Annotated in this window: 12 protein-coding genes and 1 pseudogene; 6 read left to right on the top strand and 7 right to left on the bottom strand. The window is 69.3% G+C overall.

Translation table 11 applies throughout. From position 1 onward, the window contains the following. Positions 1 to 123 precede the first annotated feature (123 nt). The 7 genes from ACFVX4_RS18555 to ACFVX4_RS18525 form a co-directional block, all read right to left on the bottom strand. On the bottom strand, positions 124 to 1,356 hold the full coding sequence (locus ACFVX4_RS18555; protein ID WP_389978111.1) for a DUF4185 domain-containing protein: 1,233 nt from the start codon (positions 1,354 to 1,356) through the stop codon (positions 124 to 126). A 171-nt stretch (positions 1,357 to 1,527) separates the two neighbouring features. Next, on the bottom strand, positions 1,528 to 2,517 hold the full coding sequence (locus tag ACFVX4_RS18550) for an alpha/beta hydrolase (protein WP_389978108.1): 990 nt from the start codon (positions 2,515 to 2,517) through the stop codon (positions 1,528 to 1,530). Between the two features lie 40 nt (positions 2,518 to 2,557). Then, positions 2,558 to 3,550, bottom strand: a complete 993-nt coding sequence (locus tag ACFVX4_RS18545) for an LGFP repeat-containing protein (RefSeq protein WP_389978164.1) — start codon at positions 3,548 to 3,550, stop codon at positions 2,558 to 2,560. A 94-nt stretch (positions 3,551 to 3,644) separates the two neighbouring features. Further along, on the bottom strand, positions 3,645 to 3,782 hold the full coding sequence (locus ACFVX4_RS18540; RefSeq protein WP_389978105.1) for a hypothetical protein: 138 nt from the start codon (positions 3,780 to 3,782) through the stop codon (positions 3,645 to 3,647). A 113-nt stretch (positions 3,783 to 3,895) separates the two neighbouring features. After that, positions 3,896 to 5,281 carry a serine/threonine-protein kinase gene (locus ACFVX4_RS18535; RefSeq protein WP_389978102.1) on the bottom strand — a complete coding sequence of 462 codons (1,386 nt, stop codon included), beginning with the start codon at positions 5,279 to 5,281 and terminating at the stop codon, positions 3,896 to 3,898. Next, a complete protein-coding gene (locus ACFVX4_RS18530) occupies positions 5,250 to 6,098 on the bottom strand; it encodes a serine/threonine protein kinase (protein WP_389978099.1) in 849 nt (282 codons plus the stop codon). Before ACFVX4_RS18530 ends, ACFVX4_RS18535 begins: the two co-directional genes overlap by 32 nt. A gap of 518 nt (positions 6,099 to 6,616) precedes the next feature. Then, positions 6,617 to 7,375 (bottom strand): DUF4232 domain-containing protein, encoded by a 759-nt coding sequence (locus ACFVX4_RS18525; RefSeq protein WP_389978096.1) that lies wholly within the window; start codon positions 7,373 to 7,375, stop codon positions 6,617 to 6,619. An 837-nt stretch (positions 7,376 to 8,212) separates the two neighbouring features. On the opposite strand from ACFVX4_RS18525, the pseudogene ACFVX4_RS18520 reads away from it, so the two are divergent. The 6 genes and pseudogenes from ACFVX4_RS18520 to ACFVX4_RS18495 all read left to right on the top strand — a co-directional run bounded on the left by ACFVX4_RS18520 (position 8,213) and on the right by ACFVX4_RS18495 (position 15,962). Further along, positions 8,213 to 9,993, top strand: a pseudogene (locus tag ACFVX4_RS18520) (alpha/beta hydrolase). Between the two features lie 107 nt (positions 9,994 to 10,100). Beyond that, positions 10,101 to 10,550 (top strand): hypothetical protein, encoded by a 450-nt coding sequence (locus ACFVX4_RS18515; RefSeq protein WP_389978161.1) that lies wholly within the window; start codon positions 10,101 to 10,103, stop codon positions 10,548 to 10,550. A 282-nt stretch (positions 10,551 to 10,832) separates the two neighbouring features. After that, positions 10,833 to 13,142 (top strand): alpha/beta hydrolase, encoded by a 2,310-nt coding sequence (locus tag ACFVX4_RS18510; protein ID WP_389978093.1) that lies wholly within the window; start codon positions 10,833 to 10,835, stop codon positions 13,140 to 13,142. Further along, complete coding sequence (locus ACFVX4_RS18505) at positions 13,139 to 13,735, top strand: hypothetical protein (RefSeq protein WP_389978090.1); 597 nt, start codon at positions 13,139 to 13,141, stop codon at positions 13,733 to 13,735. The genes ACFVX4_RS18510 and ACFVX4_RS18505 overlap by 4 nt, the downstream gene beginning before the upstream one ends. Before the next feature lie 248 nt (positions 13,736 to 13,983). Beyond that, positions 13,984 to 14,946, top strand: a complete 963-nt coding sequence (locus tag ACFVX4_RS18500; protein WP_389978158.1) for an NlpC/P60 family protein — start codon at positions 13,984 to 13,986, stop codon at positions 14,944 to 14,946. A 284-nt stretch (positions 14,947 to 15,230) separates the two neighbouring features. Continuing rightward, positions 15,231 to 15,962: a phosphatase PAP2 family protein gene (locus tag ACFVX4_RS18495; protein ID WP_389978087.1), complete on the top strand. Its 732-nt coding sequence runs from the start codon at positions 15,231 to 15,233 to the stop codon at positions 15,960 to 15,962. Positions 15,963 to 16,000 lie beyond the last annotated feature (38 nt).

The following is a 16,000-nucleotide window of genomic DNA, read 5'->3' as shown; positions in this document are numbered from 1 at the left end:
AGGGACGAGGGGGGGCTGTCAAACCATTCCCCTCTCCCTGTTTTGTTGCTTTTCCCCACAAGGGGGGGGGACCTGGGAGAAACCCGGGCGCCCCCCCCCCGGGAGCGGGCCCGCCGCAGGACGTCAGGGCTGGATGCCGTCGTACTGGAGGACGCGGTAGGGCGTCTTTCCGTGGTTCACCGACTGCCACTGCGAGGCGATCAGGGTCAGGGACGTGGCGCTCGCGCTGCCGGGGTGGATGTATCCGCCGTAGAGGAAAGGGAGTTGGGGCTTGCCCCAGTGGTGTGGCGGGAGGCCGTCGCCGACGATCTGGGGCTTGGGGGCGGTCCATGCGGCGTCCGGGCGGGGTGCGGTGCGGGTGCAGATCGAGTAGTCGTCCACGTCGAAGTAGCTCATGCAGTACGTGTTGCCGATCCGCTTGACGGAGAACTCCCCGATCTTGTTCCCGGACAGCATGATCGACGGTGCCGCCGTCGTCGTCCACTGCCAACGGCCTTCCAGATAGGCCCAGTTCTCCTGGGCTCCGAAGTTGCCCGCACGGAACTCGTCCGGCCGGATGCGGAACAGCTGGATCGCACCGCCGTCGGCGGTGTTCGCGTGTGTGCCGTTCCAGCGCTTGGAGAAGATGTACAGCCAGCCGTCGGGGTCGATGCCCGCGAACGACCACATCCCGTACATGGACTGGTTCGTCCCCTGGGTGTCGCCGGGCCAGTGGTACGGGTAGTCCTGCCAGGTCACGCCATAGTCGTCCGAGTACGCGACGCCCGACATCAGCGAGCCGTCGTACCCGGCCGGGATTTTCTCCCACAGGGCCACCGACGTGTACTGGATGTAGGTGCGTCCCCCGAACTCGATGCAGTCGTTGGGAATGCGGGAGATCTCGAAACCGTGCCCGTTGTCCGCCCAGTGTGCGTAGTCGAAGCACTGGTCGGCGGCGCCGCCGGTGGGCATCGCCCAGGAGAACGAGATCGGGGTCTGGCCGGAGGCGTCGAAGCCGGCCTGGTTCAGGATCACCGGAGACCCCAGGTAGGGGTCGGCCTGGGCGATTCCGCCGAACGCGTCGCCGAACACGTAACCCCAGGTGTTGTCGTGCTCCCGGTAGTACGGGATCGCCAGGTCGCCGGAGCCGAGACCCTGGGCGCTCGCCGAGTCGCCGGGCTGCTCGCACAGCGGCGTCCCGGTCTGGAGCAGTCGCGGAGCCGGTCGTCCGGCGGCCGCCGGCCCGGATCGGTCGCGAGCGGCTGCCACACCGGGGGCAGCGCCCAGCAGGCCGGCGCCGAGGGCGAAGCCCATGCCTGCCTTGAGCGCCGACCGGCGGGAGGCGTCTCGGCGCTCCGGCTGCGAGGGAGTGGACATGGTCGTTCCTCCGTGTGGCTGAGGGGGTGTGGGGTGGGGCCCGGTACGAACCGGCGGGGGAGGAGAGAACACGACGTCGGGACCGGGTGTTCCGACCGGTCCCGACATCGTGGGTCCGCCTCGTTCAAGGCGCCGGGTCGTTCAAGGCGCCGGGCCATTCACGGCGCCGCGTCAGGCCTTACGGAGTCGGGCGATGACACCGTCGAGGTCGCGCTGGAACAGATCGGGGCGGACGAAGTGCCCGCCGGGCACCTCGTGCCACTCGTGCGGGATACCCGCCGCGCCGAGCCGGTCCCGGAACTCCCGTTGCCCGGCGAGCACCTGGGTCTCGTTGACCGTGTCGAACCAGTTGACCGGGTCGGGACTCGTACCGGCGACCAGGAACACCCGCTTGTTGCGGTAGCTCTCGATGCGTTCGACCGGGTTGTCGGCAGTGACCCTGGCCTCGTCCCACAGCGGCGCCCCGTAGACCGTGCCGCCGCCCAGGTCCAGGGCCGCGGAGGACGCGTTGGCCCAGTGGGCGACCAGGCCGAAGTCGCGGCGCAGGCTGGCCGGGCCGGAATGGGCGCTCACCGAGGCGAAGTGGCCGTAGTACTTCGCCGCGTACTTCAACGCGCCGAAGCCACCCATCGAGAACCCGGCGACCGCGCGGCCGTCGTACTCGGCGTACGTCCGGAAGTTCGCGTCGATCCACGGGAGCAGCTGGGCGATGTGGAAAGTCTCCCAGTTCCGGGGGCCGGTGTTGGAGCTGACCGGGTTGGAGTACCAGCCCGCGTGGCCGCCGTCGGGCATCACGACGATGACCGGCTTGCCCGCGGTCCAGTCGCGGATGCCCAGGCGGTCGAAGGTGATGAAGTCCTGGTCCGTTCCGCCGCCGTGGAACACGTAGAGGACCGGGTAGGTGCGGCCGCTGGTGGCGTAGTCGTCGGGGAGCAGGACGTTGACGCCGGGGTTCCAGCCGATCGCGTCGGTCTGGAACCGGTAGTACTTCATGCGGGGATCGTTCTCGTTGCGGTCCACGATGTGCAGCCCGAAGCCGTCACCGGCCGCGCTCGCCGCCGTGGCTGTCGCGAGGACGCCAGCGGCGCCGAGCGCCAGTGCGGCGGAGAGGCCGCCTGCGGTCTTCAGGACGTTCCTGCGGGTGGGACGGTAGTCGTTCAACACGACCTCCTGGTCGGAAGTGGCAGTGGGGATGGGACGGCTAGTTGTCGGTGATCCAGGTGCCTCGGTCGGCGTTCCAGTGGATGGTGGCCTTCTGGAACTTCTGGGCCTTGCCGCCTGCTTCGTCTGTTTCGTCGGTGAGGGGGTAGCCGAGTGCGCTTTCGTGTCCGGCGGCGTGGAAGGCGTCGTAGATGGCGCCGTGGACGGTGTGTGCGCCGGTCTGGGGGGACCAGAGGAAGAGGCCGTGTTCGAAGAACTGGTAGCGGCCGCGGGTTCCGTCGGGTGTTTGTGCGGCGTCGGCTTCGTCCGTGGTGGGGAAGCCCCAGCGGCGTTCGGCGTCCGTGTCCCAGAACTTCGTCAGGATGTCCCCGTATATCGCGTGGGCCTCGTCGGGGTGCCAGATGACGATCCCGTTCTGGAACTGCTGGAAACGTCCGCCGAGCGAGGAGTCCTCCTCGGCGCGGACCGGTGGGCCGAGCGGGCCGCCGGGGCCGCCCAGGCCGGCGTACTTCGCCCCGATCGTGCCGTACGGCTGGAACGCCTCGGCCATCAGCTCCCGGGCATAGCCCTCCGCCTGGGGGTAGCGCTCCGGGTATCCGGAGCGCTGGACGGCCTGGGCCAGCTCGCCCGCGGTGTCCCAGTCGGGCTCCATCTGCTGGGCCACCTCGAAGAACTTGTTCGCCGCGAAGTCGACGTCGAGGCATTGGGCGGGTTCGCACCAGCCCATCGAGGGCCGCTGCTGGAACACACCGAGCGAATCCCGGTCCCCGCACGCCAGATTGTTCATGCGGGACTCGACCCAGCCCGTCTCGAAGCCGGCGAGCATCACCTTGTCGGACACGCCGCGGCGCTGTCCGACCTCGTACACCTTGCGGGTCACGGCGATGTCCCGGTCCGCCGGGATGTCGCAGTACAGCGCGGCCGGGGCGGAGTTCCCGAGGGGGCCCGGCACGTCGCGGGTGCCCTGGGCGAAAGCCGGGTTGCCGAGGCCGGTCACGGCCACCACGACCAGCAGGACCGCTGATCTCCACATCGCGCGTCGTTCGGTCGAGCCACGCACCTGACTGCTCCTTCGAGTCGGAAGAGCCTTGCGGGGAAAGTGAGTTGATCGGTGCTCGGGGTCAGGATCAGCTCCGGTACGGGGTGTCGTCGCACGGCCAGGTACGGAAGCCCGGGGAGCTGTCGTCGATGCACCGCAGGGTCGGCGCTGTCAGGGAGGCGAGGGCGAGGGCCCCGTCGAGCAGGAGCGAGCGCGTGCCGTGCATGGGCTGGTCCCTCTTCCTTCCGGTGGCTGCCGGTCCGCAAAGTAGTCGTCGGGCTGCCGGGCAGGACATCCGGAACGATCCGGAGTGACAGCCCGCGGCGCGAACGCCGACACTCATCGAACGGGCTTGGGCCGCGGGCAGTCGGGAACCCGGGGGTGGTCCGTCGTGCGTACGGCGGGAAGCCAGGCCGAGGAGCGGGTGGCGCCGGCCGGCAGACGGATCCGGTACCACTCGGTGGAGCTCGCGTCCGACTCGTCGATGATCGGTATCCCCTGGGGGAGGCGGCAGTCGACGGCGAGGACGTCGCCGTGCCACACCCGTGTCGGTACGACGTTGTCGACGGTGTACGGCTGAAGGGGGTCGATCGCCAGGCCGAGGCTGCACTGCGGGTTCCGGTCCGTACGGTCCCTGCAGTCGTCGTCGGCGTTGAACACCCGTAGCCGGCCCGGCGGTTCACCTTTCGCGCCCGACGCGGCGTCGTCGGCAGCGTGCGACCAGACCGTCGCGGCCACCGCGCACACCGCGACGGTCACCAGGATGGCGCGGGTCCCCCGCCGGCGGCGTACCGGGCGGGGCGAGGCCGACCGAGCGGTGATGCGCGCCAGGAGGCTCCCGGCGCTGTGCGCGGAGCGGTCGGCGTGGGTGGGGGCCAGGCAGTCGATGGCCAGGGCGCGCCAGAACGGCGGCACCGCACTGTCGATGCGCAGCGGCGCGCGCCCGTCGGCGTACTCCTGTACCGCCGCGCCGCGCGCCACTGGTGTCGCGCCGGGGAACGGCGAGGCGCCGGACGCGAACACCTCGTGGACCATGATGCCCAGGGCCCAGATGTCGGCACTGGGCCGCACCTCCACGCCGTGCTCGCCGAGCGGGGCCTGCCAGCGCTCGGGCGGGAGGTAGTCCAGGGTGCCCATCGGCGGCGCGTACCCGTGGGTGCCGTCGGTGCCGGTCAGTTCGGTGGCGAGCCCGAAGTCCGAGAGCTTGAGCGCACCGTCGGCCATCAGCAGGATGTTCTCCGGCTTCAGGTCGCCGTGCACCCAGCCGCTGCCGTGCAGATGGGCCAGGCCCTCACAGATCCCGGCGAACAGCCCGGCGACGTCCGCCTCCGCGACCCCGGCGTCGAACAGGTCCCGCAGGCTGCGCTCGGCGCGCTCCATCACCAGCACGATCGCTCCGTCCAGGAACGCCCGGTCCGGATCGCTGATCACGACGGAGCCCAGCAGGTGGATCAGGCGCGGATGGCCGGCCCGGCGGTCCAGTTCGACCTCTCGCCGGGCGGTCTCCGCGACCTTGCGGGCCTGGCGCGGTGCGAGCCCCGCGGTCGGCAGGAACTTGAGCGCGACCTCGGCCGGCTTCTGCGCCGGATCGACCGACCGGCCCGCGTACACCGTTGCCCAGCCGCCGGACGCGATCGGCTCGGTGACCTCCCAGCCGCCGACCCGGTAGCCGCGCGGGAGCAGCTCCGTACGGTCACTTCCCGATGTGTCGCCCCTGCCACGCACCGTCTCCCCCTCCGGTACCCCGCCCGCACCGGGGCGGAAGCAGCGCCAGATGTTCCTCCCGTACGAGTCCGAACCGCAGCGCGATCCCGACGAGGGCCTCCCGCTTGCCATTGCGGCGCGCTCCTCCGGCTCCGGCTCCGGCTCCGGCTCCGGAGGGGCGTTCGGGGGGAGCGCTGATCCGCATCTTCTCCTCGGCGAGGTAGTCGATGTGCGAGCTGACCGCGCGGGCCTTCAACTGGCCGCACGCGGCATGGCTCCTGAGCCGTTCGACGATCTGCGGGGTGGTGGGCACCGCGACCGGCGACTCGTCGCGCAGCCGAGGCTCGCAGAGCGCGACCAGGACCAGGAAGTAGAGGGCCGTCTCGTCCAGCGAGTACGCCATGACGGTGCGGCTGCCCCACTGGCCCGCCATGCCGTCGGGGTCCAGATAGACGTGGTCGGGTGCGAACACCTGGAAGGCGACGGTGGTGCCCCGGCGGGTGGGCAGCACGACCCGGGAGAACTCGAAGGGGATGGGGGCGCCGGCCCGCCGGGGCGGGACCCGCAGATACTCTCCCGCTCCCTCCGGGTTCTCGACAAGGTAGCTCTGGGTCGCGCTGTGGTTGCTGAGCTGCCAGTGGTCGTCGGTGACCCGGATCTCGCCGGCCAGCCGGGAGATGGCCGCGTCGTCGAGGCGCAGTTCGACCGGGGTCGTAGCCGAGCCCCGTCCGAAACGCGCCACTTCCCCCGGGCCGAGCCGTAACGTCACTGGGCCACCGAACGGCACCCCTCCGACGCCACCGCCCACCCGTGGCAGATGGACAACTACGCCGCTCACTGCCCTCACCTCGCCCCCCGTGGCAACGACTCTGACACCCGTCGAACGTTACCCATCCCGCGTAGCGGTCCTCGTCCGGATTCTGGTCGTTTTCGGACCGTCCTCAGGTCATCCACCGCGGCGCGGGGCCGCCTCGGGAACGGACGTCGTCGGGGTTCGCGCCAGGCGCCCAGCTTCAGGTTCTCGTGCGGCGAGGTGAGCCCGGGACGGGCGCGGTCCGCGCGGAACCCGGGGTTCGGCAGGGAGTATTCGATCCGGAGCACGGCTTTGCCCGCTTTGGCGAACTGGCTCGATTTAGCGCCTGCGCCGAAGGTCGGTCGTGCCGCTCCGGAGTTCCCGCGGCGCGCGATGACGACGGCCGCCGCCTGCTGCATGCGCAGCGCCTCGCGGCCGTGAACGTCGCAGGGCCCGGATCCCATGTGATCCGGGCCCTCGGTGTCGGGTGCGGGGCGTACGGCGAAGGGGGAGGGGGAGATGGTGCGTCCCACCGCGTTCGTCGTACGGTCCGGCTAAGCGGGTCAGGACTTGCCCGCCGACTGCATGGAGCGCACTGCGTCGGCGACCGTGCTCCGGTACAGGCCCAGCTTCGGGTCGAGCACCTTGACGTCCGGGCCGAGCGGGAAGTTCTGCGTGTCCGCGTTGGGCATGTGGTCGCCGTCGGCGAGCACGTTCATCTCGTCGATCCAGGTCACGCCGTTCGCACCGCTCGGGTTGAGGTCGATCACCGCGATGGCGGCCGTCTTGGGCTTGACCGGGTACGCGGGAGCGCCGCCCAGGCCACCGGGAACCGCCGGCGTGATGTCCTTGCTGTGGTCCGCGGCCTTCGCGGCGCCCAGGCTGACCCGCGGGAAGTAGCTCAGGCCGCAGGAGTTCGCGCCGGTGTTGTTGATCTCGATCACGTGCTGGGTGGCCGAACCCTCGCGGGGGTACACGCGCACCGACAGGTCCCCGGGCTTGCACGGGTGCTTGTAGGCGTAGCTGTCGCTGGTGTTGCCGCTCGCCGCGGAGCCGCCCTTGGACGTGCCCGTGTTCGAGGTGCCCGTCTTCGTGGCCCCGGTGTTCTGCGCGGTACCACCGGTCTTCGAGCGGTCCGCGGTCTTCGCGGCGTCGCCGGACTTGGAGGTGTCCGTCGAAGAGGCGACCGTGGCGGCGTCGCTCGCGTCGCCGGCGGACTTCGTGCCGGTGTCGCCCCCGCCGCAGGCGGTGAGGGCCAGAGCGAGCACCGCGGTGACGGCGCCGAGAGCAGCGGTGTGCTTGCGGGTGCGGATCGTACGCATGGAATTCTCCCAGGATGAGCGTGAGACAAGGCCCGGATCCTGCGGCGAACCGCTCTCTCTGACCTCTTGACAACCAAAGCATCCTGTGGATCGCTCACGTTCCGCTGACGTCTCACTGACGTCCTGCTGACGTCCCCGGAATCGGCCTAAGAACCGGCTCTTCCCTCGGACTCGGGTTCGGGCTCGGGCTCGGATCCCGGTTCGGGTTCGGGTTCCCGTTCGGCTTCGGATCCCGGTTCGGGCTCGGATTCGGGCCGTGCGCTGCGTGGCGGGGCGGGGGTGAAAAGTGCTGGCGAGCGGTCAGCGGCGCCTGCCAGACTCCGCGCATGACTCATGGAATCGAGACCCACCCCGCCCGTTGAGCGCCCCGGAAGGGCGCGGTGCGCTCACTCCCGGGCTCTCGCTGTACGTCTACGCCCTGCGCCTTCATCGCGCGGAGCCCGCCGGCAGGCTCCCCCGAGGGGGATACGCGCTGCCGGGCCCGCCGGAACGCCGACGGACCAGAACGCCATAAGGCGGCCCGCGCCGCACTGACGGATGTGCTGGGCCCTCTGGTGGCCACCCCGGGAACGGCTCGCGCGCCTGACACCGCTGACACGCCCGATACGCCTCCTGGCAGCACTTCATGTGGCACATCCCGGAGGACGGCACCCCTCCCGAGGACCGGGCCGCCGCGGTGCTGCACCGGCTCGCCACGGCGGACCCGAGGACGTACGGCGGGGGCGGCGGACGCGGGTAGGGCCCGGCATCCGTCCACCGTTCGGGTGATCCGCGCTCGGGGGCACCGCGTTGGGACGCCCGGGAACCAGGGCCCGCTCCGCCCACTGGCGTCCGGATGTGTGGCGTGTCGCCGCCACCGGATTTGGCACAGTGCCGCTCCGCGATCTGGAGGGCGCGGCCGACGGGTGGGGCAAGGCGAGCAACCGCGCCGACGCGGGCCGGGACCGGATCGAGACACAGTTGCTCAACGGGTTGCGCGATACGCAGCACGGCGAGGCGGCGAGGGCGGCGGTCGGGCGGCTGCGGCAGATGAGCCGGAACCTGAGCTACGTCTACACGGAGTGCGGTCTGCTCCGTACGACACTGAACAGCATGGCCCATGAACTGCGCGCCCAACAGCGGGCGTTGCGGGAGGCGTTGGACGACGCGGAGAACCTGAAGCTCACCGTGCACGCGGACGGTTCGGTGACGTACCCGGCGGCGGGCGAGGGCCTGATCGACGGCAAGCCCCTGCCGGGCGGCACGGCGGTGGTCGGGGGCGAGGCGCCCGGACTGCATGCGCCTTCGCCCCTGGTGGCCCCCAACCCGAACGTGGCGAAGGCGCAGGACATCGCGGACCGGGTGGCGAAGGCCGTGCGGACGGCGGCCGAGATCGACTGGCGGTACGCCCGGATCCTGCGGAAGCTGAAGGCCGAGGAGGGCCTGAAGGTCCCGGACTCGACATGGCAGGACGCGGCGGGCGACGCGGCAGCGGTACGGGACGCGGCGCGCGGCTACCTGAAGGACGCGATCCCGCGCGACGCGTCACCGGCCGAACGCAAGGCCTGGTGGTCCGGCCTGACGGACGAACAGCGCGAGGAGTACCTCGCGGTGTACCCGGACCAGATCGGCACATTCCGGCCTTGGTGCGGGATGCGGCGAACCGGGACAGCATCCAGCTGCTGATCGGCAAGTTGGAGGGGCGGGACGACGCGAAGTCGGAGACACAGCTGGCGGCGCTGCGGGAGATCGATCGGCAGTTGCGGGCGGGGACCCAACCTCCGATGTACCTGCTCGGCATCGGGGACGAGGGGAACGGGCGGGCGATCGTCTCCTTTGGTAATCCGGATACGGCGAAGAACGTGGCGGCTTATGTCCCTGGGCTGAACACTTCGTTGGATAAGGAATTTGCAACAAGCGATGTCAAGCGGGCGTGGGACACTGCGAAGGGTGCTCATAAATACGATCACTCCAGTGCAGCCATCACTTGGCTCGGATATGACGCACCGCAATTGCCGGATGGCATCGCAAGTTTATCGGTGATGGGAACGAAAAGAGCCGAGGAGGGTGGCGTTGCCTTCAATGGTTTCATGGCTGGGATCTCGGCCACTAACGAAACCGGGGACCCGCACCTGACGGCAATCGGGCACTCGTACGGTTCGCGCACGGTAGGAGCTGCGGCGCAACACGGCGCTGGCATTCCGGGAGTTGACGACATCGTCTTGGTAGGCAGCCCTGGGGTAGGTGTCAATCGTGCTGAGGACCTCGGGGTCGGCAGGGATCACGTCTTCGTTGGAGCAGCCGAACATGATGTGGTGACCAGGCTCCCGTCTGGGCGGGAGGATGTCGTAGGCGCCGTGGCAACGATCGCTGCCGGTCCAGTGGCCGGATATTTGGCAGGGGACATTGCAGATCAGGGGGACGACGACCTCTGGTTCGGCAAGGATCCGGCGAGTGGAGCCTTCGGTGCTCGACGCTTCCCCGTCAAAGAGGGGCCTCCCCTTGTTGGTGGACATGGTCTCTCGCTCGGTGCGCACTCCCAGTACTTCGATCCGAAGAAGGACTCCCTGTCCGCAGACAGTATTGCGTTGATCACTGCGGGGAGGTCTCACGATATCGAGATGGAGGAGCTTCGGTGAGGTCTCAGTTTCGCGCTCTTGTTGTAGTGATGGTGTTGTCTTCGGTGCTGTCTGGTTGCGTAGAAGGATTTACTTCGCCAAGTCCGGGAGGGCGTGAGGGTGTGAACATGCAGGATGCGGCGAATCGCGCTGATCAGATTCTTGATGCCGTACTGGGAGAGATCGAGCCGGAAGTCCAGTGGGCGCACAGGCCAACCAGTACGGGTAGCTGCGATGTTTCTCGTATGCGTGTCGTCATGACTGTTGTATCCGAAGGTCGAAGGGGGAATTTTCTGGGCGTTGTGGACCGCTTCTGGCGCCGGAGTGGGTACAGGATCAAGGCCGTTAACAAGAATGTGAATGTTCCGGCGATCTATGCGCAAACGAAAGACGGCTTCGGAGTCAGTCTCAGCATCGGTGGCGCAGGCCAGGCCTTCTTCGAGGTGGACAGCCCCTGCGTGGAGGAGTCGGAGGTTGCGGAATCCACCACGCTGCCGAACGGCCCCGGCTATGACGGCTTCTACCCCCTTCCCCGCCCCAACGTCCACTCGGACTTCTGGTCCGCCGGAGCTTCCTGACGCCCCGCCACCGCCCCCAATGACCCGTAACGGCACGGTCGGTGAGGGAAAGGGGAGGGCTGGGCGGGTGCCCGAACATTGAGTCCGGCATTGGGCCCTGGGGCCCATGCCGGGCCCTGCGTTGTTGTGGTCGCATACGGATACCGGGGGGAACTGTCGCTGCGCCCACTCACAAAGCTGGGGAGACTCGCCGTGTCTGGCATACGAGAACTAGCGGTACCGGGTGGTGCTGACGTGAGCACCGCCGAGGTCCCTCCGGGCAGGCAGCCATTGTCACGCCCCTTGCAGGCGGTACTGATTCTCGTCCGATTGCTCTTCGTCCTCACGGTCGTGGGCACGTTCGACGTACTGCTCGTGGCCTCCTCCGTCGATGCGGTGGACGGTCGGTTGCTGGGCATGGTGCTGTACGCGGCGCTGCCCGGCATCATCGGGTTCGGGTTGTCGCTGTACCTGCGCAGCGGTGGCGTCTGGGTCTGGCGCGGGCTCCTGGCCGTGCATGCCTGGCTCACGCTCGGTGCGCTGGCGACGCTGAACGACGCGGACAACGGCAGGGGCGTGACGCAACTGGTGATGCCCGTCGTCGTCCTCGTCCTGTTGTGCCGGCCCCGGTCGCGCGCATGGTTCCGGCTCGCCCCCGAAGAGCGCGTCGAGCACCGGCCGTTCAGCATCGTACGGATGATCAAGTCGCGTCGCGACAACGGTCAGACCGCGATGGAGTACCTGGGCATGATCCTCGTGGTCGTGGCCCTCATCGGCGGGCTCGTGGCCACGGGGATCGGCGGGCAGGTGTCCGGCCAGCTCCGGAACGCCATCTGCCAGCTGACTGGCAGTGCCTGCCCGCCCCCCGGTGCCGTCGCCGGTGGCGGGAGCAACGGGAACGGCAACGGGAACGGGAACGGCAGCGGTGACGGCACCAGTTCCGGCGCAGGGTCCGAAGGCGCGACCGTGACCGGTGGAACGGGCTCCGGCGGGTCGGACTCGACCGGTGGCAGCGGCTCCGGTGGCAGCGGCTCCGGCGGCAGCGGCTCCGGCGGCAGCGGGTCCGGTGGGGCCGGGGCCTCGGGTGGTTCTGGTGGTGCTGGTGGTTCCGGTGGGGCCGGTGGTTCGGATGGAACCGGCGGTTCTTCTACAGAGGTCAACGCGGGTAGACAAACCCCGGTCCCGGGCACCAAGGGCGGCTCGGACGGCAACTTCTTCACCGGCATCGTGGGCGACGACGGGCTGCTGGGCGACGTCACCGGGGCCATCGACACGATCGCGCACCCCGGCGACACCGCCAAGGGCGTCGTCGACCAGTACGCACAGGTCGCGAACAAGGCGGGCGGCAAGTGGGACAAGGGCCAGTACGTGGCCGCTGCCTGGGACGTGGCCAAGGGTTCCGGCGGCGGCGGCGCGCTCACCGGGCTGCCCGGGTCCGGTACGCGCGTCGAGTCGGCGGTACGGGACGGTGAGCGGCAGTACCTCAACGACCGCATCCCGCGCGGCTCCAGCCCGGCCGGCCGCGAGGCCTGGTGGAACGGGCTGACGCAGCAGCAGCGCGATCGGTACCTGGAGCTCTCCCCGGACCAGATCGGCGGCCTGGACGGGATTCCGGTGGCGGACCGGGACACGGCCAACCGCCGGAACCTGCCGGATCTGATCTCGAAGCTGGAGGGCCAGAGCGACAAGGCGTCGAAGGAGAAGCTGGCCGGGCTGCGGGAGATCGACCGGCAGCTGAAGGAGGGCAGTCAGCCCCCGATGTACCTCATCGGCATCAGCGACGAGGGCAACGGGCGGGCGATCGTCTCGTACGGGAACCCCGACACCTCGAAGAACGTGTCGGCCTACGTGCCGGGACTGAACACCTCCCTCGACGAGGAATTCGCGAAGAACGACCTCAAGCGCGCCCGTGACACGGCGATCGGCGCCCAGGGCTACGACCCGTCCAGCGCGGCGATCGTCTGGCTCGGATACGACGCACCGCAGACGCCGGACGGGCTGTCGAGCCTGGCGGTCGCGGGCACCGGCCGGGCGGAGAAGGGCGGCGTGGCGTACAACGACTTCATGAGCGGCATCTCGGCCACCAACCAGAACAAGGACCCGCACATCACGGCCATCGGGCACTCCTACGGTTCCCGCACCGTCGGCGCCGCGGCTGAGCACCTCGGCGGGATTCCGGGGGTGGACGACATCATCCTGGTCGGCAGCCCCGGGGTGGGCGTGGACCGGGCCGTGGACCTCGGAGTCGGTGCCGGACACGTCTTCGTCGGCGCCGCGGCCAACGACCCGGTGACCAAGCTCCCGTCCAAGACGCAGGTCGTCGTGGGTGGGATCGGGATGATCCTGGGCGGTCCGGCCGGTGCGTACGCCGCAGGGGACCTGGCCGACCCGGGCGACGACGACCTCTGGTTCGGCAAGGACCCGGCGAGCAAGGCCTTCGGCGCCACGCGGTTCCCGGTGGCCCCCGGCCAGCCACTGGTCAGTGGTGACGGTCTGAGCTTCGATGCACACTCGAACTACTTCAACCCGGTACGGGACGCCATGTCCGCCGACAGCATCGCTCTTATCGTGTCGGGACACTCCGACCGGCTCAAGATGGAGGAACAGCGATGAGTCGAAGGTTCCAGATCATTGCGGTGGCTCTGGCTGTCGGCTTCACGTTGTCCGCCTGCGGCAGCGAGAATGCGCAGTCGGGTGCGAACACGAGCACCACGGCCACCAAGAGCGCCACGGGCACCAAGGGGAGCAGCATGGACATGCAGGAGGCTGCCGACCGGGCCGACAGCATGCTCGACGCCGTGCTGAAGGAGATCGACCCCGAGGTGCAGTGGGCCCACGGCCCGACGACCAAGGGCAGTTGTGATGTGACGCGCAGGCGCACCGTCATGACCATCGTGTCCGCGGACCGCAGGCAGAGCTTCCTGGACCAGGTCGAGAAGTTCTGGCGCACGAGCGATTACCGCATCAAGGCGAAGAACAACGACACGGAGTTCCCGGCGGTCTACGCGGTGACGAAGGACGGATTCGGCATCAGCGTGAGCGTTCGCGCCAAGGGGCAGGCCTTCTTCGAGGCGGACAGCCCCTGCGTGAAGGAGTCGAAGGTCGCCGACTCCGAGTCCAAGCCGAACGGGCCGGCCTACAAGGGCGTCTATCCGCTCCCGAGCCCCAATGTGCGCTCCGACCACTGGTCCGCCGGAGCATCCTGACGGCCACTCGGTGCACCGGCCGATCCGGCCGGTGCACCGAGTGCGCCGGCCGGGTGTCCGGTGCGCCGGACCGGTGGTTCGTGCGCCGGACCGGTGATCCCGTGCGCCGGATTGACCGGTCGGTGACCCCCGATGACTCGCATGACTCGTACACACCGTCGAAAACGGCCATGAACGCGTCCTCGATGGGGGATGGTTGAGGGGTGCGGAAATTCTGGGTGGTCGGTGGCATCGGTGTCGGCATGGCCATGTGCTTCGTGGCGCTGCTCGTCGTCGGTACGTACTCCGCCGCCGCCGGACTCGCCGGGTCCGGCGGCGGCGCCGTTGCGCTGGCCAAGGGGGCCGTGCCCGCGAAGTACCAGCCGCTGGTGCAGAAGTGGGGCAACCTCTGCCCCGCCATCAACCCGGCGCTGCTGGCCGCCCAGCTGTACCAGGAGAGCGGCTGGAACCCCCGGGCCGAGAGTCCCGCCGCCGCGCAGGGCATCGCCCAGTTCATCCCGGGCACCTGGGCCGGACACGGGATCGACGGGGACAAGGACGGCGACCGGGACGTATGGGATCCGGCCGACGCGATTCCGTCCGCCGCCTCCTACGACTGCGAACTGGCCGGCTATGTGAAGAAGGTGCCGGGGGATCAGACGGACAACATGCTGGCCGCGTACAACGCCGGCGCGTACCGGGTGATCCGGTCCGGTGGGGTTCCGGACATTTCGGAGACGCAGAACTACGTCACCATCATCCGCTCCCTGGAGAAGAGCTTCGCCAGGCCCGTCGGCCGCGTACAGCCCTCGGAGCAGGCGGCCGGGGCGATCTACTTCGCACAGAAGAAGCTCGGTACGCCGTATCTCTGGGGCGGCAACGGCACGCCCGAGCAGAACGGGCGGTTCGACTGCTCGGGGCTGACCCAGGCCGCGTACCGGACCGTGGACATCGAGCTGCCCCGGGTGGCGAACGATCAGTACAACGCCGGGCCGCACCCCTCCCGCGACGAGCTGCTCCCGGGCGACCTGGTGTTCTTCTCGAACGACCTGGGCAACTCGCGGGCCATCCATCACGTGGGGATCTACGTCGGCGGCGGGTACATGATCAACGCTCCGTACACCGGGGCCGTGATCCGGTTCGACAAGATCGACGCGGCCGACTACTTCGGCGCGACGCGCGTGACCAAGGACGGGGCGGCGGCCCTTCCGACGGCCCTGCCGACGGCATGACGCGGTGGCGGCGGTGGCCGGAACTCTCCGTGAAGCCTGGGCCCTGAGCTGCGACGATGAGTCACTCTTCGATAACGTCATGGTGATCATTCGGTGGAGAGTGGAACGCACACACACGGGACATCGTTCCCTGGGTGGACCGGAACGACGGCGCATCGACCATGCGGCGCGGCACCGACTTACGCAGTAGTGATCCACGCAGTGATCGAACCGACACGGGGGTTCGTCAAAGCGGTGCACACCGGTGTGCCCGCGGCAGCAGACAAGGCAAGGGGCCGCAGCAGATGGCTGGACTCGCACTGGATGGGTCGAACCCCGACGTCAGCCTGCTCTACGACATCAACGGACTCGCGAAGTCCGCTCCCACCTGGTTCGACCGGGTCATGGAGTTCGTCGGTGAGTACGGAATCATGCTCGGCATGGTCCTGGTGGTCCTGTGGTGCTGGTGGAGCGTGCGCCGGCGCGGCACGGCCGACGACTCGGTGACGGCCGTCTCCGGGATCGTCTGGGCACCGCTCGCCGCCGGGATCGCGCTCCTGATCAACATTCCGATCCGCGGATTCGTGCACCGGCCCCGCCCGTTCAAGGACCACCAGGGGCTGGACGTCCTGGTGGCGGGGAAGAACGACTTCTCCTTCGTGAGCGACCACGCCACGATGGCGATGGCACTGGCCGTCGGGATCTTCGTGGCCAACCGGAAGTTCGGCATCGCCGCTATCGCCCTCGCCCTCGTGGAGGGCTTCTGCCGGATCTACATGGGTGTCCACTACCCGACCGACGTCATCGGCGGATTCGCGCTCGGCACGGCGATCGCCCTGCTGCTCGCCCCGCTGGCGATGATGCTGCTGACCCCGTTGACGGCGGCCGTCTCGCGTTCGGACCGGTTCGGCCGGCTCGTACGGTCGCGGCGACCGGAGCCGGTGACCGCGGCCGGGAGCCGGGCCGGGGCGTTCGGAATCCCCGAGCCGCGTCCGGGCACGGGCGGCGGCGACGGCGAGAAGGACCTGGCCGCGTAGGACCCGGCCGCGCGGGTGCGGGGCGGCGCGTCTGGCCC

Origin of the sequence: Streptomyces sp. NPDC058240 (genome assembly GCF_042882135.1) — a bacterium.
Taxonomy (GTDB): domain Bacteria; phylum Actinomycetota; class Actinomycetes; order Streptomycetales; family Streptomycetaceae; genus Streptomyces.
This window is presented reverse-complemented; position numbering and strand designations above follow the sequence as displayed.